Source organism: Arthrobacter sp. Soil_N43, from assembly GCF_057655195.1.
On sequence record NZ_JBDGML010000096.1, the window covers coordinates 59,998 to 81,277 of the forward strand.

The 21,280-nt window shown below is 63.6% G+C and carries 20 protein-coding genes and 1 pseudogene; 8 read left to right on the forward strand and 13 right to left on the reverse strand.

Translation table 11 applies throughout. The features are described from left to right. Positions 1–8 precede the first annotated feature (8 nt). Positions 9–2,153, forward strand: a complete 2,145-nt coding sequence (locus AC3A3W_RS12555) for a transglycosylase domain-containing protein (RefSeq protein WP_487443226.1) — start codon at positions 9–11, stop codon at positions 2,151–2,153. Between the two features lie 651 nt (positions 2,154–2,804). On the opposite strand, the gene AC3A3W_RS12560 is transcribed toward AC3A3W_RS12555, so the two are convergent. From AC3A3W_RS12560 to AC3A3W_RS12570, 3 genes are all read right to left on the reverse strand, one after another. Continuing rightward, a complete protein-coding gene (locus tag AC3A3W_RS12560) occupies positions 2,805–4,292 on the reverse strand; it encodes an NAD-dependent succinate-semialdehyde dehydrogenase (protein WP_487443228.1) in 1,488 nt (495 codons plus the stop codon). A 28-nt stretch (positions 4,293–4,320) separates the two neighbouring features. Next, positions 4,321–7,221 carry an FAD-binding and (Fe-S)-binding domain-containing protein gene (locus AC3A3W_RS12565; RefSeq protein ID WP_487443230.1) on the reverse strand — a complete coding sequence of 967 codons (2,901 nt, stop codon included), beginning with the start codon at positions 7,219–7,221 and terminating at the stop codon, positions 4,321–4,323. Positions 7,222–7,334: 113 nt separating this feature from the next. Then, entirely contained in the window at positions 7,335–8,117 is a 783-nt protein-coding gene (locus AC3A3W_RS12570) for a GntR family transcriptional regulator (protein ID WP_487443232.1), read from the reverse strand. A 121-nt stretch (positions 8,118–8,238) separates the two neighbouring features. On the opposite strand from AC3A3W_RS12570, the gene AC3A3W_RS12575 reads away from it, so the two are divergent. Then, positions 8,239–8,586, forward strand: a complete 348-nt coding sequence (locus tag AC3A3W_RS12575) for a cupin domain-containing protein (RefSeq protein WP_487443234.1) — start codon at positions 8,239–8,241, stop codon at positions 8,584–8,586. 174 nt (positions 8,587–8,760) lie between these two features. Here AC3A3W_RS12575 and AC3A3W_RS12580 read toward each other — a convergent pair. After that, a pseudogene (locus AC3A3W_RS12580) lies at positions 8,761–8,916 on the reverse strand (adenylate kinase); the annotation flags it as partial. A 152-nt stretch (positions 8,917–9,068) separates the two neighbouring features. Between AC3A3W_RS12580 and AC3A3W_RS12585 the strand changes: the two are divergent. Then, on the forward strand, positions 9,069–9,935 hold the full coding sequence (locus AC3A3W_RS12585; RefSeq protein ID WP_487443236.1) for an alpha/beta fold hydrolase: 867 nt from the start codon (positions 9,069–9,071) through the stop codon (positions 9,933–9,935). A 7-nt stretch (positions 9,936–9,942) separates the two neighbouring features. Continuing rightward, positions 9,943–10,521, forward strand: coding sequence for a dihydrofolate reductase family protein (locus tag AC3A3W_RS12590; RefSeq protein WP_487443237.1), 579 nt, complete (start codon positions 9,943–9,945; stop codon positions 10,519–10,521). On the opposite strand, the gene AC3A3W_RS12595 is transcribed toward AC3A3W_RS12590, so the two are convergent. Further along, positions 10,493–10,987, reverse strand: coding sequence for a hypothetical protein (locus tag AC3A3W_RS12595; protein WP_487443239.1), 495 nt, complete (start codon positions 10,985–10,987; stop codon positions 10,493–10,495). The genes AC3A3W_RS12590 and AC3A3W_RS12595 overlap by 29 nt on opposite strands. 9 nt (positions 10,988–10,996) lie before the next feature. Here AC3A3W_RS12595 and AC3A3W_RS12600 point away from each other — a divergent pair, with 9 nt between their 5' ends. Further along, positions 10,997–11,161, forward strand: a complete 165-nt coding sequence (locus tag AC3A3W_RS12600) for a hypothetical protein (RefSeq protein WP_487443241.1) — start codon at positions 10,997–10,999, stop codon at positions 11,159–11,161. A 24-nt stretch (positions 11,162–11,185) separates the two neighbouring features. On the opposite strand, the gene AC3A3W_RS12605 is transcribed toward AC3A3W_RS12600, so the two are convergent. Continuing rightward, a complete protein-coding gene (locus tag AC3A3W_RS12605) occupies positions 11,186–12,877 on the reverse strand; it encodes a SulP family inorganic anion transporter (protein WP_487443243.1) in 1,692 nt (563 codons plus the stop codon). Positions 12,878–13,062: 185 nt separating this feature from the next. Then, positions 13,063–13,281 (reverse strand): three-helix bundle dimerization domain-containing protein, encoded by a 219-nt coding sequence (locus AC3A3W_RS12610; RefSeq protein ID WP_487443245.1) that lies wholly within the window; start codon positions 13,279–13,281, stop codon positions 13,063–13,065. A gap of 223 nt (positions 13,282–13,504) precedes the next feature. On the opposite strand from AC3A3W_RS12610, the gene ppk2 reads away from it, so the two are divergent. Continuing rightward, on the forward strand, positions 13,505–14,440 hold the full coding sequence (gene ppk2, locus AC3A3W_RS12615; RefSeq protein WP_487443247.1) for a polyphosphate kinase 2: 936 nt from the start codon (positions 13,505–13,507) through the stop codon (positions 14,438–14,440). Positions 14,441–14,621: 181 nt separating this feature from the next. Here the strand turns inward: ppk2 and AC3A3W_RS12620 are convergent, their stop codons facing one another. The 4 genes from AC3A3W_RS12620 to AC3A3W_RS12635 all read right to left on the reverse strand — a co-directional run bounded on the left by AC3A3W_RS12620 (position 14,622) and on the right by AC3A3W_RS12635 (position 17,777). After that, entirely contained in the window at positions 14,622–15,434 is an 813-nt protein-coding gene (locus AC3A3W_RS12620; protein WP_487443249.1) for an MBL fold metallo-hydrolase, read from the reverse strand. Positions 15,435–15,526: 92 nt separating this feature from the next. Continuing rightward, positions 15,527–15,910, reverse strand: a complete 384-nt coding sequence (locus AC3A3W_RS12625) for a VOC family protein (protein WP_487443250.1) — start codon at positions 15,908–15,910, stop codon at positions 15,527–15,529. Positions 15,911–15,995: 85 nt separating this feature from the next. Beyond that, positions 15,996–16,826, reverse strand: coding sequence for a hypothetical protein (locus AC3A3W_RS12630; protein WP_487443252.1), 831 nt, complete (start codon positions 16,824–16,826; stop codon positions 15,996–15,998). A 93-nt stretch (positions 16,827–16,919) separates the two neighbouring features. After that, entirely contained in the window at positions 16,920–17,777 is an 858-nt protein-coding gene (locus AC3A3W_RS12635) for a prephenate dehydratase (RefSeq protein WP_487443254.1), read from the reverse strand. A gap of 189 nt (positions 17,778–17,966) precedes the next feature. On the opposite strand from AC3A3W_RS12635, the gene AC3A3W_RS12640 reads away from it, so the two are divergent. Continuing rightward, positions 17,967–19,388 (forward strand): FAD-binding oxidoreductase, encoded by a 1,422-nt coding sequence (locus AC3A3W_RS12640; protein ID WP_487443256.1) that lies wholly within the window; start codon positions 17,967–17,969, stop codon positions 19,386–19,388. A 122-nt stretch (positions 19,389–19,510) separates the two neighbouring features. Here the strand turns inward: AC3A3W_RS12640 and AC3A3W_RS12645 are convergent, their stop codons facing one another. Together AC3A3W_RS12645 and AC3A3W_RS12650 are read right to left on the reverse strand one after the other, a co-directional pair. Then, on the reverse strand, positions 19,511–19,855 hold the full coding sequence (locus AC3A3W_RS12645; protein WP_487443257.1) for a DUF202 domain-containing protein: 345 nt from the start codon (positions 19,853–19,855) through the stop codon (positions 19,511–19,513). A 3-nt stretch (positions 19,856–19,858) separates the two neighbouring features. Next, positions 19,859–20,257, reverse strand: coding sequence for a YidH family protein (locus tag AC3A3W_RS12650; RefSeq protein ID WP_487443259.1), 399 nt, complete (start codon positions 20,255–20,257; stop codon positions 19,859–19,861). A 361-nt stretch (positions 20,258–20,618) separates the two neighbouring features. Between AC3A3W_RS12650 and AC3A3W_RS12655 the strand changes: the two genes are divergently transcribed. Next, the gene (locus tag AC3A3W_RS12655; protein ID WP_487443267.1) at positions 20,619–21,275 is read left to right on the forward strand and encodes a dihydrofolate reductase family protein; all 657 of its coding nucleotides are present in this window, start codon (positions 20,619–20,621) and stop codon (positions 21,273–21,275) included. Positions 21,276–21,280: the final 5 nt, after the last annotated feature.

Here is a 21,280-nt window from a genome sequence, read left to right on the forward strand (position 1 = left end):
CTGGAATCATGGCAAGAACGCGCCTGTCATCGCCAATGCGCAGGCTCCTGTTGAGGATGTTCGGGTTCGTCATCCTCAGTAGCATCTGCGGCGTCCTTGTGGCAGCCTACCTTGTTCCGCAGTTCGCCCTCGCGGGCACCACCGTCACCAGGTCGCTCACTTATTTCAACAGTCTGCCCAGCGAACTGGCGGTCGAGCCGCCGGCACAGACCACGAAGATGCTGACGGCGGACGGAAAGACGATCGCGACCTTCTTTGCTGAAAACCGTGTGCGGATCCCGCTCGGAGAGATGTCTCCGTATATCAAGGATGCGGTCGTGGCGATCGAGGACAGCCGTTTCTATGTACACGGCGGGATTGATCCACTGGGCGTTCTCCGGGCACTGACGACCAACATTACCGAAGGGGAACGGCAGGGGGCGTCCACCATCACCCAGCAGTACGTGACCAATGTGGCCAACGAAGCAAGGATCTCCGCCGGACATGAAGAGCAGGTGATCCTCAGCGGGCAAAAGAACATCCTGGACAAGGTCCGTGAAATGCGGCTCGCGATCGAGCTTGAAAAGAAATTCACCAAGGAAAGGATTTTGGAAGGATATCTCAACATCGTCTTCTTCAACCGCAACGCTTACGGCATCGAGGCGGCCGCCCAGTACTACTTCAGTATTCCCGCGAGCAAGCTCAACCTGCCCCAGGCCGCACTCCTGGCCGGGCTCGTCAACAGCCCCAGCACCTATGACCCGGTCACCAGTCCGGAGAACGCCATCCAGCGCCGTAATCAGGTCCTGGGCGCCATGCTCGAACAGGACAAGATCACGCAAAAAGAGCACGACGACGCCGTGGCCGCTGACGTGGGATTGAAAATCCGGCCCTCCAAACAGGGCTGCGCTGCGGCCGTGATGGCTCCCTACTTCTGCAGCTACGTCGCTCAGCTGATCCTGAACAACCCCGCTTATGGGGCAGACATTGAAGCGCGCGAGCAGAAGCTGCGCCGCGGCGGCCTGACCATCACCACCACCCTCGACAGCCGTCTTCAGGCCGCGGCCCAGGCCCAGGTGAACGCAACGGCCGGGGCGAATCCAACCAAATGGGGCGCATCACTGGTCACCGTCCAGCCCGGTACCGGCAAGATCCTCTCGATGGCGCAGAATACGGTGTTCCTGCCCCAGAAGGGGAAGTTCGACACGCAGCTGAACTTCAACGTGGATTCGAAGGACGCCAATGGCAATGACCTCAATGGCGCCGGCGGCTTCCAGCCGGGTTCCACCATGAAACCGTTCACCTTCGCGCAATGGCTTCATGAGGGCAACAAGATCACGCAGGTCGTGGACGCGTCCCGGCGGGAGTACCCGCTCGGATTTAACTGGCGCTCCTCCTGTGGGAAGATCCTTGGCGCCTACAGCAGCAAGCAGCGCAGGGCGGGGCTCGAAGCCTCTGAGGATCTGCAGAACAACTCGGGAGAGTTCTACCGGAGGATGCCCGCCGACTATGGGCTGTACAACTCCATCAACACCGCGACCTTTGCCGAAGCTGCCCAGCTGGACTTCTGCGGAATCCAGAAAATGGTCGATGCAGTGGGTATCCGCAGCGGGCTGGACGGCTCCCGGATCAACATGCACCAGCTGGGCAATATCCTCGGAGGGACGGCTGTGGCCCCGCTACACATGGCCAATGCCTTCGCCACCTTCGCCGCTGACGGCCGCTACTGTGAGCCGTTTGCCATTCTGCGGGTGAACGACATCGCACAGCGGACCCTTACCGCCCAGAAGCCAAGCTGCAAGGCCACCGTCGACCGGGAAGTGGCCCGTGGCGTCAATTCGGTGCTCCAGGACGTGATGAAGAAGGGCTCCGGCGTCCACATCAAACCCAAGATCAAAAGCGGGATACCCATTGCGGCCAAGACGGGCACAAACAACAGCAACGGCGCCACCTGGGTGGTGGGCTACACCACCGGACTTGCCACGGCGTCCTTCTTCGGCGACACGATGGAGGGCCAGAAGCGGCCCGGCAGGAACCTCACCATCAACGGAAAGCGCTACGACCGCATCGACGGCTACATGCTAGCCGGACCGCAGTGGTCGACGTATATGAACAAGGTTGCCGGACTCTACCCGACAAAGGCGTTCCCCAAGCCTCCAGCTTCGATGAGATGAAAATATCCATAATCTAAACCGCTGATGCCAGGAACGCCGTCCGCCTGCCAAGGCAATTTGTAGATTGTTTACAATCTACGAACCGTGCTATCTTTCCCGTATGGCTTCAGGTCCAGTCGCGGACTGGGTGACCACGAGACCTCCAAAAGGCCATAGCAGCAACTCGGGAAACAGCACGAGAAGGGAGGCCAACAAATGAAAAATGACACTGTATGGTTCACCTGTGAGGACGACTGTGAGTTCTGCTCGGGGCCCGAGACAGACTAGGCCTGTCAGTCGGTGGAGTCCGGCGTCTTTCATGAATTCGGCCAGCCGTGGCCTGTGCCCCAGGTGGAATACCGGGTTGGTTCGGTCGGTGGATCCCGCGCAGTTGAATATTGACAGCCAGGAGGGCGGCGCCGGCCGCAACCAGGCACTGACGAGCTTTAACGCGGCCGGCGCCCTGGTGCTGTTCTGGCCGCGGACGTAATCCGAACTAAGGGTGTGGCCCGGGATCCCGTGGGCTCTCGGGCCACACCCATCTGGTACGTCAATGCTTGGTCAGTGTTTTTGGACGCTCACGACGGCGGCACCGGATTTCCGCTGCTGCGGCACCTGTGGTGAGGCGGCCGGGCCGGTGGGCGTCGGCGTCGGACTTTTCACTACCCGATACTAGACAGTGGCGCGTCGCGCCACGTTGTAGAAGCGGATGTTTTCGTATTCTTCGAGCCCTTCGGCGCTTCCTTCGCGTCCGAGGCCTGACTGCTTGATGCCTCCGAAGGGGGCGGCAGCGTTGGACGGTACGCCTTGGTTGATGCCCACGATTCCTGTCTGGAGACGGTCGGCGACGTTAAGGGCGCGGTCGAGGTTCTCGGTGAATACATAGCCTGCGAGGCCAAATTCTGTCGCGTTGGCCCGGTTGATTGCCTCGGTTTCCGAGCTGAATCGCTGAATCGCCGCGATGGGGCCGAAAATCTCGGACTTGGCCACGTCGGAATCATCCGTGACCCGGTCCAGGACGGTCGGGGCGAAGAAACTGCCTGCAGAGTCGTATCCGTGGCCGCCGGTCAGCAGTGTGGCGCCCAGGCTCACGGCATTCTCGGTGTACGCGTGCATTTGAGCTACTGCCCGATCGTCGATCAGTGGACCCAGTGCAGTCTGCTTTCCGAGGCCGCTTCCGACGGCGACCTGGGCGAAGCGTTCGGTGAGCGCGGACACGAAGTCATCGGCTATCCCGTCCTGTACGTAGATGCGGTTGGCTCCAATGCAGGACTGTCCGCCATTGCGCAGCTTCGCGGCAAACGTTCCATCCACCGCCCGCTGAAGATCAGCGTCATTGAAGACGATGAGCGGTGCGTTACCGCCGAGCTCCATCGAACTGCGGAGCACATTCCGGGAGGCAAGCATCAGGAGCTGACGGCCCACCGGCGTGGACCCGGTGAACGAAACCTTCCGGACCCTTGGGTCAAGCAGGACGGCTTCACTAAACGCCCCTGACTTTGAGGTGGTGATGACCTGGATCAGTTCTTCAGGCACCCCTGCCTCAACGGCGAGCTGTACAGCAAAGTACGTCGTCAGGGGAGTAAGGGTCGCAGGCTTGATGACTACGGGGCATCCTGCTGCCAGCGCCGGTGCGATTTTTCGGGTTGCCATGGCCAGAGGGAAGTTCCATGGCGTAATCAGCACCGCCAGGCCCACGGGGGAGCGGCGCGTCAGGAGGCTCGCGCCTCCGTCCGGCGTCTCCCGGAAGTTACCTGCGGGGCGCACCGCCTCCTCGGCGTACCAGCGAACGAAGTCGGTACCGTACTTAACCTCACCGCGGGCCTCTGCAAGTGGCTTGCCCATCTCGCGCGAAATCAGGTGTGCGATATCTTCAGTGTGGGCAACGAGCTTGTCATACCAGGCGTGCAGCACGTCGGCACGCTGACGAAGCGTGCTGTTTGACCAGCCAGCTCCAGCCGCGTCGGCCTTTCCCACAGCTTCCAGCGCAGCCTCGACATCAGCGTCAGGGACATGGGCTATGGTCTCGGCCGTGGCAGGGTCCTGGACTGCGATACCTTGGCTGGGCAGCTTGATGGATTGGATGACTGCGTCCGCGTGCCGGAGGCTGTCGGCGTCCGCCATAGTCAGCGGTGTAGCAACGTTGGTTGTAGGGCTCATTGGTTCTCTCCTTCGGTTGTGGCTTGCTCTAAGGGACGGTGTTCCGGGGATCAAGGAGTTCAGCAAGGTGGAGGCTCTTGCGGTCCGGTTCCAGTTGCTTGACCTGCATCGCGCAGCTGAAGCCGTCGGCAAGGACAGGTGTGTCTGCCGCAGTGCTTTCAAGGGCAGGAGCCAGTGCCTGTTGCGCCACCTTCATGGAGATGTCGTAGTGGTTGGCTTCGAAGCCAAAGTTTCCCGCCACGCCGCAGCAACCTGTTGCCTCCGCGACACTAGCTACTCCGAGGGCCGCCAATGCTTTCCTCTGTACTGTCGCCCCAAAAGTTGAGTACTCGTGGCAATGGGTCTGGACCGTTACTGCCGATGGCACAGTAGGGGGTTGCCAACCGTCATCCACCCATTGCTTCACGGCTTCGGCAAAGCTCTGGATCCGGTGCGAAACGCGTTCGGCGGCTTCGGTGCCGAGAAGCTCGGGACCGTCCTTTTTCAGCGCTGCAGCACAGCTGGGCTCGATGACAACGATTGGTGCGTCGCTGCCGTCATCCAGCTTGGCCACGGTCCTGCCCAACATCTTCTTGGCAGCGTCCAGTTGGCCAGTGGAGATCCAGGTTAGGCCGCAGCAGGCGTCTGTCTCGCAGGAGACCTGTCTTCCGGCGCCTTCGATAACCCGTGCCGCGGCTCCGGCCACCTCTGGTCGGAAACCCTTCGTGAAGGAGTCGACAAAGAGGACCGTGTCCGCGGCCGCCGGCGTCTTTGCAAATGCTTCCAGGGCATCGCGGAGCATCTTCCCGGAAGCGAACTTGGGCATGGCCCGCTGGGTGGTGAGCCCGCCGGCCGTCGCCACCACCTTCCCAAGCGGGCTTGCCAGGATGGCATTGACCAACGGGCTGATGCGAGACGTGAGCTTCAGCCACCTGGGCAGCCACCCGAGCGAGAAGTGTGACATCGGCCGGAGCTTGCCCTCGTAGTAGTGCGAGAAGAACTCCGATTTGTAGCTGGCCATGTCCACGCCTGCGGGACAGTCGTTGGAACAGGCCTTGCAGGCCAGGCACAGGTCCAATGCGTCGCGGACGTCTTCGGACTTCCAGCCTTCGTCGATGGTCCGGGCACCCCGGACCATGTCCTGGAGCGCCCTGGACCGTCCACGCGTCGAGTCCTTCTCGTCCCCTGTGGCCCGGAAGCTCGGGCACATCACCCCGCCGGAGTCCGAACGGCACCTGCCGACGCCGATGCAAGCCTGGACGGCATGGACCCAGGGGTCGGCTCCGGCCGCGGCAGCCTCGACGGGCCGGAGCTCGAAGTGCGTTCTCCACTCACGCTCGGGGACTCCCTCGAGCGCCAGATTGGCGTCAAACGGATCCGGGTCGGTGATCGATCCCGGATTCAGGATTCCTGCCTCATCCCATAGCCTGCGGTATTCCTCGAACGCGGCGAGCATACCGGGGGAATACATATGCGAAAGCAGTGCCGACCGGGCCCGCCCGTCGCCGTGTTCTCCGGACAAGGAGCCTCCGTGGCGGACAACAAGTTCGGCGGCGGCCTGAGTGAACTTGCGGAACACGCTGCGGCCTTCCTCCGTGCGCAGATCGTAGGTGATACGGATGTGCATGCATCCCGCGCCAAAGTGTCCGTACATGATCCCGGTCAGCTCGTGGTCGACCAGGAGCGCCCGGAAGTCGGCAAGGTAGGCTGCAAGGTTCTGCGGGGCGACGGCGGAGTCCTCCCAGCCCGCCTGGGATTCTCCGCCACTGGCGGGCCTGGATGACAGGCCTGCGCCGTCTTCCCTCACCCGCCACAACGTAGCGCGTTCAGCAGAGTCCGGAACGGCACACCCATCGACCAGGCGGCCGTTAGCAGCGAGCCGTTCCAGCAGCAGGGCGGCCTGGCGGGCCACTTCGTCCGGGTCGTCGCCGTCGAGGTCTACGTACAGGAATGCCTTGCCCCGGGGAAGTCCCCGGACGGAATCGTCTCCGCGGCGCAGCCGCATGGTATCCACAATGGCCTCATCGATGCCCTCGACCGCTGCCGGTGAGAAGCCAAGGATGGTCTCGATGTCCTTTGCGGCATCGACTACATCTGAATACCCCAGGCAGACCAGCAGTGCACTGGATGGCTTGGGAACGAGTTTCATGCGGGCGCGGACGACGACGGCGCAGGTTCCTTCCGTGCCGACCAATGCCCTGGCCACGTTCAGGCCGTTCTCCGGCAGCAGATTGGCAAGGTGGTAGCCGGAAACCTGGCGCTGGATGCGGCCAAGTTCACGACGGAAAGCAGCCAGGTTGCCCTGGGCGAGCTCTCTGAGGTCTTCGGCCAACTGGAACGCGCGGGACACAGAGTAAGCGTCGGACGGATGGGTGGCCCGGACGCCCTTGTCCGATGCGGTAAGGAGGGCTCCATCGGAGGTGACGACGTCGATCTCGTGGACGTGATCGGAGGTCCGTCCGTAGCGTACCGAGTGGTTGCCGCACGCGTCGTTTCCGATGGCGCCACCGATGGTGGCACGGTTTTTTGAGGACGGGTCGGGGGCGAACGTCAGGCTCCCGCCGGTTGCACGTTCGGTTTCGCGGGTGAGCTGGGCAAGCACAACGCCGGCTTCGACGTCTGCCGTTCCTGTCGTCTCATCGATGGTGATGATCCGGTTCATGTGCCGCGAGAAGTCCAGGACGATTCCCGGGCCGATGGCGTTTCCAGCCATGGACGTCCCCCCGCCCCGGCTAATCAGCGCAGTTTCGGTTTCCCGGCACGCCGCCATGACGGCGGCGACGTCGTCGACGCTGCGGGGAAACACAACGCCGATGGGCGGGATCCGGTAATTGGACGCATCGTAGGAGTATGCGGCCAGCCGGTGACCGGAGGCTTCCACGGGCACACCCGCGGCCTCAAGCCTTTCCAAGATCGGTACGTGTTCCGGGGCGGTGAACTTTAAATGCATGGTGCGCTTTCCACTTGGTTTTTCATGGAACGGTCTTGATGAATCGAGAAGCCACCGAGGGGCAGCGCCGGCGGGAAGTCCACCCATGATCGGGAGCGGGCGCCTGTGCCGACCTAGTGATCTCGGGAGGGTTCTTCCGGGATTCTGGTGCTCAGGAACGCTTCGGCGTCGTTCAAATGGGCCGCCCAAAGCTGCAATGCTTCTTCCGGGATGCCGACGACAAGGGCATCCAGAAGCGCAGTATGTTCATCGTGCAGCGTGGACACTTGGGGGTACCGGGGGCGAAGAAGTGCCATCAGGAGGCGGATCTCTGTAGATATCGTCTGAAAGAGCCTGCTCAGCCTTGGCGAGTCTGCAGCTGCCACGACTGCCGCATGAAAGCCCATGTCAGCTCGTGCCGCAGTTTCCCAATCTTGATCATCCTTGACCTCTGAAAACCTAGCCAGGGATTTCCGGATGGGCTCCGTATCGGCGCCTTGGCAGACTGCACGGACCGCCTCAAATTCGATGAGTCGGCGGACGCGAAATATGTCGGCGACGTCCTGGACGGAGAAACGACGGACCCGGGCACTTTGCCCGGTTTCACGTTCCAGGAAGCCTTCGGCGATGAGGCTCTGTACCGCAACGCGGGCAGTGGGCCTCGCCACGCCCAACTTCTGAGCCACGTGGCTGTCCTTAACCCGTGCTCCCGCTGAGTAGTCTCCGGCCAGGAGGCTGCGTTCAAGCCGGATACGGACGGCGTCGGCAACTGTCACAACTTCATTGATCGTCACCCTCAAAACTGTATAACAGCTATACATTTTTTCGAAGAATTGGCGACGCTCAAGGTAACTCTGAGTACGACGCGTGAAGCGCAGGTCTAGGGACCCGAGTAGAAACCGGCGGCGGCCGTTCATGTCGATTATCGCCGGCAGTTACTCCGCAGGAAGATGTCAACGATTTGCCTCGACCTTAGACATTCGCTCCAGCGTCGGCTACGATTGTCAACAATTGACAGCACTGCAGAAGGAGAAGTTTATGCGTCCGTACGTGTACGTACCTGCGGCCACCATCGCCGGAGAGCTCGAGCCCAACGGCCATCGTCCTGGCTACGACTCGGGTGACCCCAGGACGTCGATCCTGAAGTTCGACACCGCCATCAAGACGGGTGTCTGGGAGTGCCAGCCCGGCGGCTGGGAAGTGACCCCGCGCGCGGACACCGAGGTGTGCTACATCGTGAGCGGCCGCGCGACCGTCACTGACGGCGCCACCGGCAACAGCTACGAGATCTCCGGCGGCGACGTGATCGTGCAGCCCAAGGACTGGTCGGGCCGCTGGGAGGTCACCGAGACCATTCGCAAGGTTTACTGCCACGGCTTCGACTGAGCGCCGTCACACCGGACAGGGTACTGATGTGCGGGCCGACCCTCATCGAGGGGGCGGCCCGCTCTCGCTTTCCGGCACCATGGCGAGCGGTGACCCACGGACTCCTCTGGAGAGCAGCTAACTGTTTGTGGCTGGGCTCCTGTCGTCAGCAGCCTTCAAGGAGACGAGCCCTTTTCAGGCCGGCTGAGCCTCTTTGATGGCCTGCATGACGCGGTCGGTGACTTCGTCGATGGCGCCGATGCCGTCCACTTGGGTCAGGATGCCGCGCTCGGCATACTTGGCCACAACGGCCTCGGTCTGCTCGTGGTAGAGGTCCAGCCGGTGGCGGATGCGGTGGAACCGCGCGCACTTTTCGTGAAGGCATCCGGCTACCGGGTGAGGCCGGTTTACGGCGCAGACCGCCGCGTTTAACTATTGAGCAGCCAGGGCGAGGCTGCCCGCCACAGCCACGGCCCTGCCGCCGAGATCGCATCCTTACTAGGATGGCCGGAAACGAAGCGGAGGACGGGCAGATGAATCAGCGAATGACGGAAGCTTCCGAAACCGGGTACGTCCCCGTCAACGGACTGCAGATGTACTACGAGCTGCATGGTGCCGGCGGCACGCCGCTGCTGCTCCTGCATGGCGGGCTATTCGATATTGAGCAGCAGTTTGGGGCATTAATCCCGAGCTTGGCGGCGGGCCGCAGGGTTATCGCCACGGATTTCCAAGGTCACGGCCGAACCAACGACATCGACCGTCCACTGAACACCCGCGACCTGGCATCCGATGTCATCGGGCTCCTCGCGCATCTGGACGTCCGCGAGGTCGATGTCTTCGGGTTCAGCGTCGGCGGTGCGGTCGCACTGCACCTGGCGGTGAACCGCCCGGACCTGGTCCGCAAACTCATCGTCTCGTCGGTGTCGTTCCGGCCTGACGGCGACCGCGGCGGAAACGCCGAAGCGGTCGCTGCAATGACAGTCGACATGATCGCCGGTACCCCCATGGAGCAGCGTTATCTGGCCGTATCGCCGCACCCTGACCGCGAGCATCTCCAGGGGCTGTTGGACAAGCTCGGTGGCTACGATGCGGGCGCCACAGGGTGGAGTGATGATGAGATCCGCGGCATCGCCGCCCCGACACTTATCACCGCCGGGGATTGCGACATGGTCAAGCTTGAGCATGCGGTGCGGTTCCTCCAGTTGCGCGGCGGAGATGTGAACGGCGACTTTGAAGGCGTGCCCGCGTCGCAGCTCGCCGTGTTTCCCGGCACAACACACTTCTTTGGGCTGGCAAGGACCGGCCTGGTGCAGGATGTTGTGACGACCTTTCTGGACTCACCTGTGCCTTCCGGCTGGCAGGACCGGTGACCACATCATGACCGCCACCTACACGTTCGACGTCTTTACCAGCCTCGACGGCTTCGGCGCCCACCGTGGCAACTGGGGCGGCTACTGGGGCAAGCAAGGCCCTGAACTGCTCGACCACCGCCTCGCCCTGTACAGCGAGGAACAGCGGATGGTCTTCGGGGCCAACACGTACCGGGCGTTCGCACAGATGCTGGCCTCAAGCACCGAGGGTACCGATGTCCGTGACCCATGGGTCACGCGGATGACGAACCTGCCGGCAACAGTGGTGTCGACCACGCTTGAGGGACCCCTCGACTGGCCGGACGCGACCATCGCGAGGGGCGACGCCGTCGACGTCGTCGCCCGGCTCGAGGAGGAGTCCGAGGTGCCGTTGCGCTCGCACGGCAGCCTGTCGATGAACCGGGCACTGATGGCCGCCGGTCTGGTCGACCGCGTCCAGGTGACGCTCTTCCCTGTGATCACCGGTCAGACCGGGCTGAACCCGATCTTCCAGGGCGGGGCCGACTTCGACCTCGAGTTGATCGAAAGCCGGACGCTCGACGGCCACACCCAGGAACTCATCTACCGGCCGATCCTGCACGTCTGACTCTGTCCATCCACACGGCATCACCCGAAAGCACCTGATCTCCCCGACGATGCCGGGCGTCGGCTATCCGCGGTGGGGGGGAGCCCAGTTCGACAGGCCCTTCGTCGCTCAGGTAGGCGGCCTCGGAGTGGGCAGCGATGTCGATGCCGCGCAGTTCATCGGCCTCGTGGATGCGCAGGCCCATCGTGACGTTGAGGACCTTTGCGATGACCCACGTGACGACGAAGGAATAGGCAAGCACAGCCAGGGGTGCCAGCGCCTGGACGCCGAGCAGGCCAAAGCCGCCGCCGTAGAACAGTCCGTTGACCTTCTTTGGGGCGGCCTCTGTGGCGAACAGGCCGAGCCGGAACTTCAGTTCGATGGCCAGGGAGCAGACGTCGCAGGCGGCGATGGCGGTGTTGAGAAAGACCACGGAGGCGTACTGCCCTGCGGTGAGCGCGTGCGCAGCGGCACCCAGCACGGGCATGAATACCGCGTGCTGGGCACCCTCAAAGGCCACACGGACGCCCTCGAACCGACGCTGACTGACGCCTCAGATGTCTTCCCGCTGTTCCAGCACCCCGGAACCGAATTCATCTACATGCTCTCCGGCAAGATGATCTACGGGCACGGAGCCTACGAGTACGCCATGGCGGAGTGAGTTCTGACTCCGAGGATGTGGATCTCAAAGACCGAAGGCATTCCTGTAGCTTTTCACCGCGTTCGTGACCGTCGGGTAAAAGTGGTCGGGACCGAACCGGCTGCTGGCGCCGAACCGTATCAGGCGGTCTTTGATGGGGCCCTTCATTTCAGCGAAGACGAGGCTGATTCCTTGTTCTGCCAGTTCGTCGTCGAGCTCCACAAGACAGTCCAGGGCCGTGGTATCCAGGTCCGTGATGGCTTCGGAAGCGACAATCACCCAATGAACGGGGCCAGGGGCGTGGGCGACCAGGTTCCGGATGTGCTCGGCGAAAACTTCGCCGTTGGCGAAGAACAGGGGCGCGTCGAAGCGGGCGATCACCAGGCCGGGAACCCGTTGCGCTTCCGGATGCCTGTTCAGATCGTGGTACCCGGGGATGTCCTCAACGCTGGCCAGTTCGGTGCGGTAGGGGTCCCATGCTCGCCGGATGAAGGCTACCAAAGACATCGCGATCGCAATCACAATGCCCTGCAGCACGCCAATGAACGCGACGCCGAGAAACGTGGTGATCAGCAGTGCGGTTTCGGTGCGGCTCATCCTGGCAAGCCGGAGAAGGGTTTTGACATCGATGAGCGAGGAGACCGCAACGATGACGACGGCGGCCAGCGTGGTCGTGGGCAAAAAGGCGGTCACGTTCGGTGCCGCCACCATGAAAACCAGGACCGCCGCGGCCGCCACCACGCCACTGAACGGAGTCCGCGCCCCGGCGTCGAGCGCGGTCGGTGTCCGTGACGAACTTCCGCATACCGGAAAGCCGCCAAACAGCCCGCTGGCCACGTTTGCTATGCCAAGGGCGCCCATTTCCTGGTTTCCGCTCGTGTGCACTTCGCGGCTTCCAGCCAGGCTTTTGGAGAGGGTGGACGTATCGGCGAAAGCGATCAGCGCGATTCCGGCCGCTGGCCCGATGAGGCCTATCACGTCATCCAAGGTGGCGCCTCCCAGAGCCGGCGAAGGAAGGCCCGGGGGCAGCGCCCCGACCATGGGGAGCGCATCTTTCAGGTTCAGTGCCGCGGTCACCGCGACGGATGCCGAGACGGCAAGCAGGACCCCGGGCACTTTCCACCGGAGGATACGGCCCGCGACGATGATTGCCACCGTTGCGAGTCCGAATGCAATAGCGACGGGATTGGTGGCTCCGCTCAGGACGGCTTCGGCAGTTGCCGCAACCTTTCCGGGAAGGGAGCCATCGGAAATGGAGATCCCAAGAAGTCTGGGCAACTGGCTGACGATGACGGCCAGAGCAATCCCATTCAGGTATCCAACGCGGATTGGCTTCGACAAAAGCCCCGTGACAAAACCCAGCCTGAAGATCCTTCCCGCTAAGAGGAACGCTCCGATCAGGATCGCCAGAACTCCGGCCAGTGCAACAGCACGGTCAGGTTCGCGGCCCGCCAAGGGTAGGACTGCAGCCGCAATCATGGGGGCCAGGGATGAATCCGGCCCCACAACGAGCACACGCGCCGGGCCGAAAACTGCAAAGAACAGCATGGGAACGACCGATGCATACAGCCCAGCGACAGCCGGAAGGGCTGCCGCCTCCGCGTAGGCCATTCCCGCCGGAATCATTACGGCGCTCAACGCCGCCCCAGCGGCGAGGTCGGACCTAAGCCATGACCGCTTATAGCCCCGGGCCAGCTCGATGCCCGGTACCGCTTTAAGGATCCAGTTCCCACTCATGGTCGCCTGGGCCGACCCCCTCTGTTTCCCTCTGAATAGGAAAATCTGTAAGGGTCTGAGTTTAGCGGTGATCCTGGTCGGCCCACATTGCCCAGAGGTGTTCTTCGCGAGCTGGCAGGGAGCAGCTCACGGCAGGGCGTTGGGGTTTCTGAACACGCTGTAACAGAGACTAGACGACAGTTCTGTCAGATTTTCGCGATCTGGGCGGAGAACTTGCGGCTGAGCCTGTTCTTGGCTCCGCGTTCGACCAGAGTCGGGATGTACGTCCGAATCCTGCCGGCATCGAGTGTTTCATATTCTTCCGTGACGACCTGGGCGATCAAGGGCCGGGGCGCGTCGGGATAGCGTGCGGCGAGCCGTGCGGTGACTTTGGCGATGGTGTCGTGCTTTTCCGTGTCGTCCATTAGATCAGTTTGAGGGCGTAATGCAGCCGCGTCCATCAGCCTCCTTAGTGTTTGTGCGGACGATGCCGGATCCCTCCGACCGGCCTCGCCGAGGTCGGTGATCATGCCGGTGCCGGCACACCCAGCCGTTCTGCCGGAGAAGTGTCCAAGGAGTGTTCCGGCGCGCCGGCCCATTCTGTTAGACTGCCGTCGATTCTGAGGGGATGCCGGAAGGGAGACCCGGATGACGCAGGCAGGAATGCCGTGGACGCCCGGGGATCCGTGGTGGGTAAGGGACAACCTGCGCGAAGCCATCGACCGTCTCGTCAAGGTGGGGTACACCGTGAGCGGCGGCCAGGGCGAAGACCCGGAGCTCATCGACCCCGGCGGCTTAGCGGTCGAGACCTGGCGCGAGGACTACCCGTATGACGTGCGGATGTCCCGGGAGGAATACGAGCTCGAGAAATACCGTCTGCAGGTCGAACTGCTGAAGTTCCAGTACTGGGGCCAGGACCACGGCCTCAAGAACGTCATCGTTTTCGAGGGCCGTGACGCCGCCGGCAAGGGCGGAACGATCAAGCGCTTCACCGAACACCTGGACCCCCGTTCGGCCCGGACCGTGGCCCTCAGCAAGCCGTCGGACCGTGAACAGGGCCAGTGGTACTTCCAGCGCTACATCCAGCACCTGCCCACGGCAGGTGAAATCGTGATGTTCGACCGTTCCTGGTACAACCGGGGAAACGTGGAACGGGTCATGGGCTTTTGCACCGACGCGGAGTATCACACCTTCATGGAGCAGGCGCCGGTCTTCGAGAAGATGCTGGTGGACTCCGGCATCCACCTGAACAAGTTCTGGTTCTCGGTCACCCGGCACGAGCAGCGTACCCGCTTCGCAATCCGCCAGATCGACCCGGTGCGGCGCTGGAAGCTTTCGCCCGTGGATCTTGCCTCCCTGGACCGGTGGGAGGACTACACCGAAGCCAAGGAAGAGACGTTCCTGCTCACCGACACAGATCACGCGCCGTGGATCACCATCAAGTCCAACGACAAGAAACGCGGGCGGATCAACGCCATCCGGTTCTTCCTTAACCAGTTCGACTACGACGACAAGGACACCTCGGTCGTGTACGAACCGGACCCGCTCATCGTGCGACGGGGCCGCGAAGCCGTCGGAGACTGAAGGCGACATCGGGCAAAAGATCAGGCAGGGGCAGTGGCCCGGTTGGCTGCTTCAAACGAGGTTTGGTGCGGAGACCGTACAGGGTGTCGGGCCCGAGTCCGGTTCCTGCTTCCCGATCGGCGGCGACGGCCTCGTAGACCTTTACCGGACCCCAAAATCACGCTGAAGTGAAATGGATAGATCAGGTCAAATGATCGTAGTCTCCTCGCACCCAAGCAGCGTGCCGTTGGGCGGAAGCGTGGAGGACGGCCTTGGCTCCGGACGCGATGACGTTGTTGAAGTTGCCGTAGATCCGGTCGAACTTGAGTTCGCCCAGTTGGGCGGCGATTCGCAGTGCCACCGCGCCGGATAGCGGCAAATGATTCGGGTAGCTGCGCATGAAGGCGATGGAACTGCGGTCTGGATTCGGATACACGCTGTCGCCGGTCAGCAGGACTCCTTTGCCACCCGCTCCCGCAGCCCAGTGCACCACCGCGCTGCCCAGGAAGTGCCCACCGGTCTGGTGCAGTGTCAATCCTTCGGCGATAGTTTGACTGCCGGACCAGTATTCGATGACTGGATCATTGCGTCCCAGCCAGCGGCGGTCTGCGTCCGCAACAAGTACAGGGACGCCACCGAGCCGGTGCGACCATTCGACCTGCACACCGAACATGTGTGGATGGCTGGCGGCGATCGCCAGGACCGGACCTCGCTCCAGCACGGCCTTCACAGCGTTGTCATCGACATATCCGACCGGATCCCACAGCAGCGAACCCTCGTGTGTCAGCACAAGCTGAGCGGTCTGGCCGATCCCGACTTTTGGCTCCGTCTTGATCCCGACAAGTCCCGGTTCGTTCTCCTTCAACAATGCCTGCTGTCCCTGATGCGCCAGCCCGTCCAGTGTGAGCCACTGTTGTCCGTCCTCGGGCACGTACTGCCGCTCGTCGGTGCAGATCGGGCAGAGCCCCGGGGTAGGTTCGTCACGTTCGACGGCGCAGGTCGCGCAGATCAGCATGGGTGGCCCCTTCTCGGCGAGTTGTGCCCTGCTTTCCGCCTTCACCTTCGGCCGCAGGCTGGCGTGCCCAGACTATGGCACGCGAAAGTCTCCTAGGAAGAGGATCCGTACGGACGCGTGATCGCCTCGAGGAAATGCCCGTCAGGATCCGCGAAGTAGACGCCACGTCCGCCGTCGTTGTGGTTGATCTGCTGCGGGCGGGACCGTCCCGGGTCCGCCCAGTAGGGGATGCCCTGGACCTGGATCCTTGCGAAGATTCCGTCAAAGTCCTCCTCGCTGACCAGGAAGGCGTAGTGCTGCGGGGAGATGGGCCTGTCCACCGTGGCGAAATCGAGGGCCACCCCGTGGTCGAGGGGCACGGTCATGAAAGACCACATGGCTTGGGGTTTCGGCAGTCCGAGCACGTTGGCCAGGAACTCCGCCGAACGGCGTTTGTCCGTTGCGTAGACGATGGTGTGGTTGAAAGCGACCGTCATCGTGACCTCCTCGGGTGTTTTGTCTGCGACCATCTACGCCCGGCGCTCTTCAGATTTCACGAGCGCCCTATGTGGATTGTTGCTACTACGACAGGTCCGATGAGGCCTTGGCGAGCGGCAGCACCAGCATGTAGCCGGCCGGCAGATTGCTGCTCCAGCGTCGCGGCTCGCGGACGACGAACTGCGTCGCCAACTGCTTGGGCGTGAGCAGGGCGTTGGGCGCGGGGGAAGGTCCCCACCGCTCGTCGCCGTACGGGTAGAGCGGATCCTGGACGCGGATGCCGGTGACCGAGAACCGCGGGAACCGGTCGGGATCGCCGAGCGAGGTGAAGCCGCTCATCACCCATACGTGGCGACCTCGCCACATGACCAGCCCGACCGGCCGGCCCGTGTCGGCGATGGCGCGCGCCGCGGTCCGCAGCGCTTCCTGGTAGTCAGCGATGCTGACGACGGTGTAGGGCCCCATTCCGACCTTGGTCAGCACCTCCGCCCAGCCCAAGGGGTTGGCGCCGTTAAACGAGTTGGACGACCGTGCCCGGGCCATCTCCCACAACTGTCCCTGCTGAACGCGATCGGCCCACGTGCCGCCCCCCGTGTCGTCGATGAGGTTGTGCATGATCTGGATGCTCGCCGCCACACACCACTCAAAGGTGTACTGGGGAACGAAGTCCCCCTCCTTGTAGAGGTTGAGGGCGAACGCCCGGGGCACCGGGGCCGGCGTGGGAACCGATGTCGGGGTGGGGGACGGGGTCGGGTGAGGAGCGGGGACGACCTCGCGTGCGGCTGGCGGGGCCGGAGAGGTCTGGATCGGTCGATCCGTGGCGGCCTCATCGAGCCTGATCGCGGGCGCGCAGCCCGAGAGGAGGGTCGCTGGGATGACGAACCAGGCCAGAAGACGGAGCTGGGCACCGATCATGGTCAATCCAGTTTATCGCGACGGCGGGAATGCGTCGTGGTGGGCCGCCGCAAGCCCTGAAACGAACATTCGCCGTCCCTGTAAGCAGGGAGGTCAGTGGCCGGCTGCCTGCCGGGTCCTGAACTCTGCGGCGGCATATGCACCCAGGATCCGGACCTCGGTGGTAAAGAACTCCAGTTCCTCCAAGGCTAGCCGCAGCGACAGGTCCGCGGGGTGGCCCTCGACATCGGCCATGAACATGGTGGCAGCAAACTCGTTGCCCACCATGTAGCTCTCCAGCCTAGTCATATTCACGCCGTTTGTGGCAAAACCGCCAAGAGCCTTGTAGAGCGCGGACGGGACGTTCCGGACGCGGAACACGAAACTGGTCACTGCCGGTCCGGGCAACTCGTCCCGGGTCGGCAGTTCCGCTTCCCGCGCTAGAACCACAAAGCGGGTGGTGTTGGACGGATCGTCCTCGACCCGAGAGGCCAGCACCTCCAGGCCGTAGATCTGGGCAGCGAGCGGGGGAGCGAGAGAGAGTTTGGCGGGATCGTTCCACTCCCGCACTTCGCGGGCAGAACCCGCCGTGTCTCCGGCGATGACGGGGCGCAACCGGGCTTCACGGATCAGGCGCCGGCACTGGCCCAGGGCGTGTATGTGGCTGTGGACCTCGGTGGCCGCCTCGATGGTGCTGCCGGGGATGCCAAGCAGGTCGAAGTGGATAGGCAGGAAGAACTCGCCGACGATCTGCAGACGGGACTCGGGGAGCAGGATGTGGATATCCGCCACCCGGCCGGCGATCGAGTTCTCGATCGGAATCATGGCCAGATCCGCCTCGCCGCTGGACACCAATTCAAAGACGTCCTCGAAGCTGGCGCACGGGACGCTTTCCAGCTCGGGGAACATCTGCTTGCAGGCGATATGGGAGTTGGCGCCGGGCTCACCCTGGTACGCAATCTTCTGGGTCACGCTCCGTATGGTTTCACGACCCAAGCCCGCCCACCCAAACCGGGTCGCGCCGAAGGTCACGAGGATCCTTCGAAATCCATTGTTCGGCGCCCGGGGCGACCCTATACTGGCGACACCGCGAGCTGTTCGAGATCAAATCCACTACAGGACCAGGGGCACCAACCCCCATGGAACGGAAGCAGCAGACCGATGAGCACAGTGCATCAGGCGGACCAGGACGGCGAAGAGGACCGCGCCCTGCAGGAGTTGCGCGGGCACCTGGCGGGGTCGGTGATCGAACCGCACGATCCGTTGTATGACGAGGCCCGGGCGGTATGGAACGGCATGATCGACGTGCGTCCGCGGGCCGTCATCCGGGCGGGAGCCGTGGGAGACATCGATCCCGTCCTGCGGGCAGCCCGGCGCACCGGCCTGCCGCTTGCCGTACGCGGGGGCGGGCACAACATTGCCGGCCATGGCACTGTCGAAGGCGGTCTCGTGCTGGATCTAGGCCAGTTGCGCGGTGTGGATGTCGATGTGAAACGCCGGCTCGTGACCGTCGAGCCCGGGGCGACCCTGGCAGACGTGGACCGCGCCACCGCAACGCACGGACTGGCCGTGCCGCTTGGGGTGATCAGCGCCACAGGGGTTGCCGGACTGACCCTCGGCGGAGGGGTGGGCTGGCTGACCCGGTCCAACGGTCTGAGCCTGGACAACCTGGACTCCGCCGATGTCATCACCGCCACCGGAGAGCACCTGCACGCCAGCGAGCAGCAGAACCCCGAGTTGTTCTGGGGGTTGCGCGGCGGGGGCGGAAACTTCGGCGTGGTCTCGTCCTTCACCTTCCGCGCCCGGCCGCTGCCGGCTGCCGTGCTGGGCGGAAATTTCTTCTACCGCCCGACCCGCTGGAAGAGCGCGCTGAGAGCCTTCGATCGGTGGACGCAGGATCTGCCCGAGGAGATGAACCCGATTGTCTCCTTCCTGGTGCTCCCGCCCGACTTCGAGATGGGCGAGGAGCCATGGATGATCATCGGCTTCGCCTGGGCTTCGGAGAACCACCAGCCCGGGCTCGAGCTGATCGGGCAGCTGCGCGATGCCGCGCCACCAGACGAGGAGGAAGTCGGGCCGACCGCCTGGCTGGAGTGGCAATCTGCCATGGACAGCGTCTTTCCCAAGGGCTCCCGGGGGTACTGGAAGAACGTGTCGTTCTCCCGGATGGACGATGCTGCCGTTGACGTTCTGGTCGGTTTCGCCTCCGAGGTGACCTGGTTCGGGACCGGGATCGATATCCACCACATGCAAGGGGCCTTCGAGCGTGTGCCGGAGGAGGCCACAGCGTTTCCCAACCGCTCGGCGAAGTACTGGCTGAATATCTACGGCTTCTGGCAGGACCCGGCGGAGGACGAGCGGCTGAGCGCGTTCGCCAGGAAGGCCTACGCTCTCATGCAGCCGTTCGTCGAGCACGGCGAATACGTCAACTTCCTCGGCGCAGAAACCGGACAAGACATCGTCGAGGCCGCGCGCCAGGCTTACGGGCCGGAGACATATGACCGACTGGTGGCACTGAAGAACCGCTTCGACCCGCACAACCTCTTCCGACTCAACCACAACATCGTGCCGACCTCCGCCTGAGACATCGGCGCGGCGCGCGGGCAGGCGCTGGGGGAGTGGTCCAGGCTGGCACCCCTCGGTGTTCTGGCGTTGCCTGTTTCCTGTCCTACGACAGTTCACGGCGCGGCTCCCGCCGCTGCCAGTTATGTGAGGGGCAGGAAGAGGACGGTGTAGATCCCCAGGACGGCGAGGACGACGACGCTCGCTGCGACGGCCGCCGTCGATGCGATGTCCGGGACCATCGCATTCTGTTGGATGCCGCGGATGGCGCGGTGGAGGCGGCGCCTGCGGGTGAGGTTGATGGCCAGGGCGGTCAGGACGGCGGCGGCCACCAGCGTGCCGGCGAACCAGCCGTGGTGCGGCATCCAGCGCAGGAAAATGGCGGCGGCTGCCACCAGGGACAGGGTGGTGCGGCGCCAGGCAAGGTCCGTGCGCTCGGGTTGGAGGCCGGCATCGCCGTGTGTCGGGGTATTGCCCTGTCCCGTCACGGGTCAGGCGGCGCGGGCCAGGACGAACACGACCATCACGGCCGCGACGAGGGCGCCGCCGGCGGCGAGGATGGGCGCGATCCAGGGCAGCGGCAACGGGGTCTTGTGCCGCATGGCACGTTCGACGTTCAGCCAGCGGAAGAACGAACCGCCGCCGATGACGAGGGCCAGCACCAGCAGGAGCACCGCGATGGTTCTGCGAAGTTCCGGGCCAAAGAGGTCGGCCATGAAGGCCTCCACGGCGACCCCGCCCGCCAGCAAGGCCAGAGAGGTGCGGATCCAGGCCAGGAAGGTGCGCTCGTTGGCCAGGGTGAATCGTGGATCGGGCTCGGTTCCGCCTCCCAGAATCCGGGCGGAAAGTCCGCTTCGTCCACCACCGCTCCGGGGGTCAGCATCTGCCATGTGGGGTTCCCTTGTTGTCGACGGTGCCTGTTTCAGTTCAACGCTATGGTGCGAAAGCCTAGATTGCCGGAGGAAGATTCGGGCGTGTTGGAGGTGAAGCACACCATCACCTCGCGGTAAGAACTGGAGGCGCAACTTCTGGCAGTGGCAGAACCTGGGGAAACTCCGGCGCTGAGTCGCCGCGGCCTATTGAACGCCTACTCGCTCCGGGGATAGCATTTCGGGCACAGGCGTCGAAGCCGCATCTCCCTACAGCGTGGTGCCGATCAGGCCGTGGCTTGGTTAGACCCGGATGGGAACCGGCTGTCCTCGGCTGAGGGGCCCAGTGGACATTGATGTCGATCAGATCGGGGACACGGCGATGGGCGAGGCAACGGCGAAGGCGTCATCAGCGGGCCTGATGGTGGACCTGATCATATCCCTGGACGGGTATGCCTCGGCCGAGGGATGGCCCGGCTGGTGGGGTCTGGAGGGGCCGGAGTACCTGGCTTGGCTCGAGCAGGAGGGGGAGAAGGGCTACACCTTCCTTCTCGGGGCGAACACCTATCGGCTGATGTCCAGCATGTCCCAAGAGGCCGTAGCCGGGGGCGCAGGGTTCTCCGAGGATGAGGGGGCCAGCCTGACCGGCCTTGCCGCCGTGCCCAAGGTGGTTTTCTCCTCCACCCTGCAGGCGCCGCTGACGTGGCCGAACTCGGAGCTGGTCACCGGGGACGCGGTGGACGCCGTCAGGGAGATGAAGCGGTCCGTGACCGGGCCCCTGAGCACCCTCGGGAGCCTCAGTCTTTGCCGGTCGCTGCTGACCGCTGGCCTTGTGGACAGGTTCCGGCTGGTTGTCTTCCCCGTGATCACGGGTCGCACCGGTCGGGAGCGGATCTACGACGGCTATCCGGATGTCGCACTCGAGATGGTGGACAGCAGGACCTTCGACGGCCGGCTCCAGCTGCTCGAGTACGTCCCCACCGTGCTCAGCGGCCCGCCGGGCAGCGGTCCAAAGACCGATTCGCACAACAGTGACTAGCCATT

Excerpts from the sequence above, each read along its gene's own strand:
- AC3A3W_RS12575 (WP_487443234.1), top strand. The coding sequence starts at position 8,239 with ATGCGTCCGTACGTGTACGTACCTGCGGCCACCATCGCCGGAGAGCTC.
- AC3A3W_RS12565 (WP_487443230.1), bottom strand. The coding sequence starts at position 7,221 with ATGCATTTAAAGTTCACCGCCCCGGAACACGTACCGATCTTGGAAAGG.
- AC3A3W_RS12625 (WP_487443250.1), bottom strand. The coding sequence starts at position 15,910 with ATGACGGTCGCTTTCAACCACACCATCGTCTACGCAACGGACAAACGC.
- AC3A3W_RS12650 (WP_487443259.1), bottom strand. The coding sequence starts at position 20,257 with ATGGCAGATGCTGACCCCCGGAGCGGTGGTGGACGAAGCGGACTTTCC.
- ppk2 (WP_487443247.1), top strand. The coding sequence starts at position 13,505 with ATGACGCAGGCAGGAATGCCGTGGACGCCCGGGGATCCGTGGTGGGTA.
- AC3A3W_RS12640 (WP_487443256.1), top strand. The coding sequence starts at position 17,967 with ATGAGCACAGTGCATCAGGCGGACCAGGACGGCGAAGAGGACCGCGCC.
- AC3A3W_RS12595 (WP_487443239.1), bottom strand. The coding sequence starts at position 10,987 with ATGCCCGTGCTGGGTGCCGCTGCGCACGCGCTCACCGCAGGGCAGTAC.
- AC3A3W_RS12560 (WP_487443228.1), bottom strand. The coding sequence starts at position 4,292 with ATGAGCCCTACAACCAACGTTGCTACACCGCTGACTATGGCGGACGCC.
- AC3A3W_RS12620 (WP_487443249.1), bottom strand. The coding sequence starts at position 15,434 with ATGCTGATCTGCGCGACCTGCGCCGTCGAACGTGACGAACCTACCCCG.
- AC3A3W_RS12610 (WP_487443245.1), bottom strand. The coding sequence starts at position 13,281 with ATGGACGACACGGAAAAGCACGACACCATCGCCAAAGTCACCGCACGG.
- AC3A3W_RS12630 (WP_487443252.1), bottom strand. The coding sequence starts at position 16,826 with ATGATCGGTGCCCAGCTCCGTCTTCTGGCCTGGTTCGTCATCCCAGCG.
- AC3A3W_RS12590 (WP_487443237.1), top strand. The coding sequence starts at position 9,943 with ATGACCGCCACCTACACGTTCGACGTCTTTACCAGCCTCGACGGCTTC.
- AC3A3W_RS12655 (WP_487443267.1), top strand. The coding sequence starts at position 20,619 with ATGGGCGAGGCAACGGCGAAGGCGTCATCAGCGGGCCTGATGGTGGAC.
- AC3A3W_RS12570 (WP_487443232.1), bottom strand. The coding sequence starts at position 8,117 with ATGAACGGCCGCCGCCGGTTTCTACTCGGGTCCCTAGACCTGCGCTTC.
- AC3A3W_RS12605 (WP_487443243.1), bottom strand. The coding sequence starts at position 12,877 with ATGAGTGGGAACTGGATCCTTAAAGCGGTACCGGGCATCGAGCTGGCC.
- AC3A3W_RS12585 (WP_487443236.1), top strand. The coding sequence starts at position 9,069 with ATGGCCGGAAACGAAGCGGAGGACGGGCAGATGAATCAGCGAATGACG.
- AC3A3W_RS12555 (WP_487443226.1), top strand. The coding sequence starts at position 9 with ATGGCAAGAACGCGCCTGTCATCGCCAATGCGCAGGCTCCTGTTGAGG.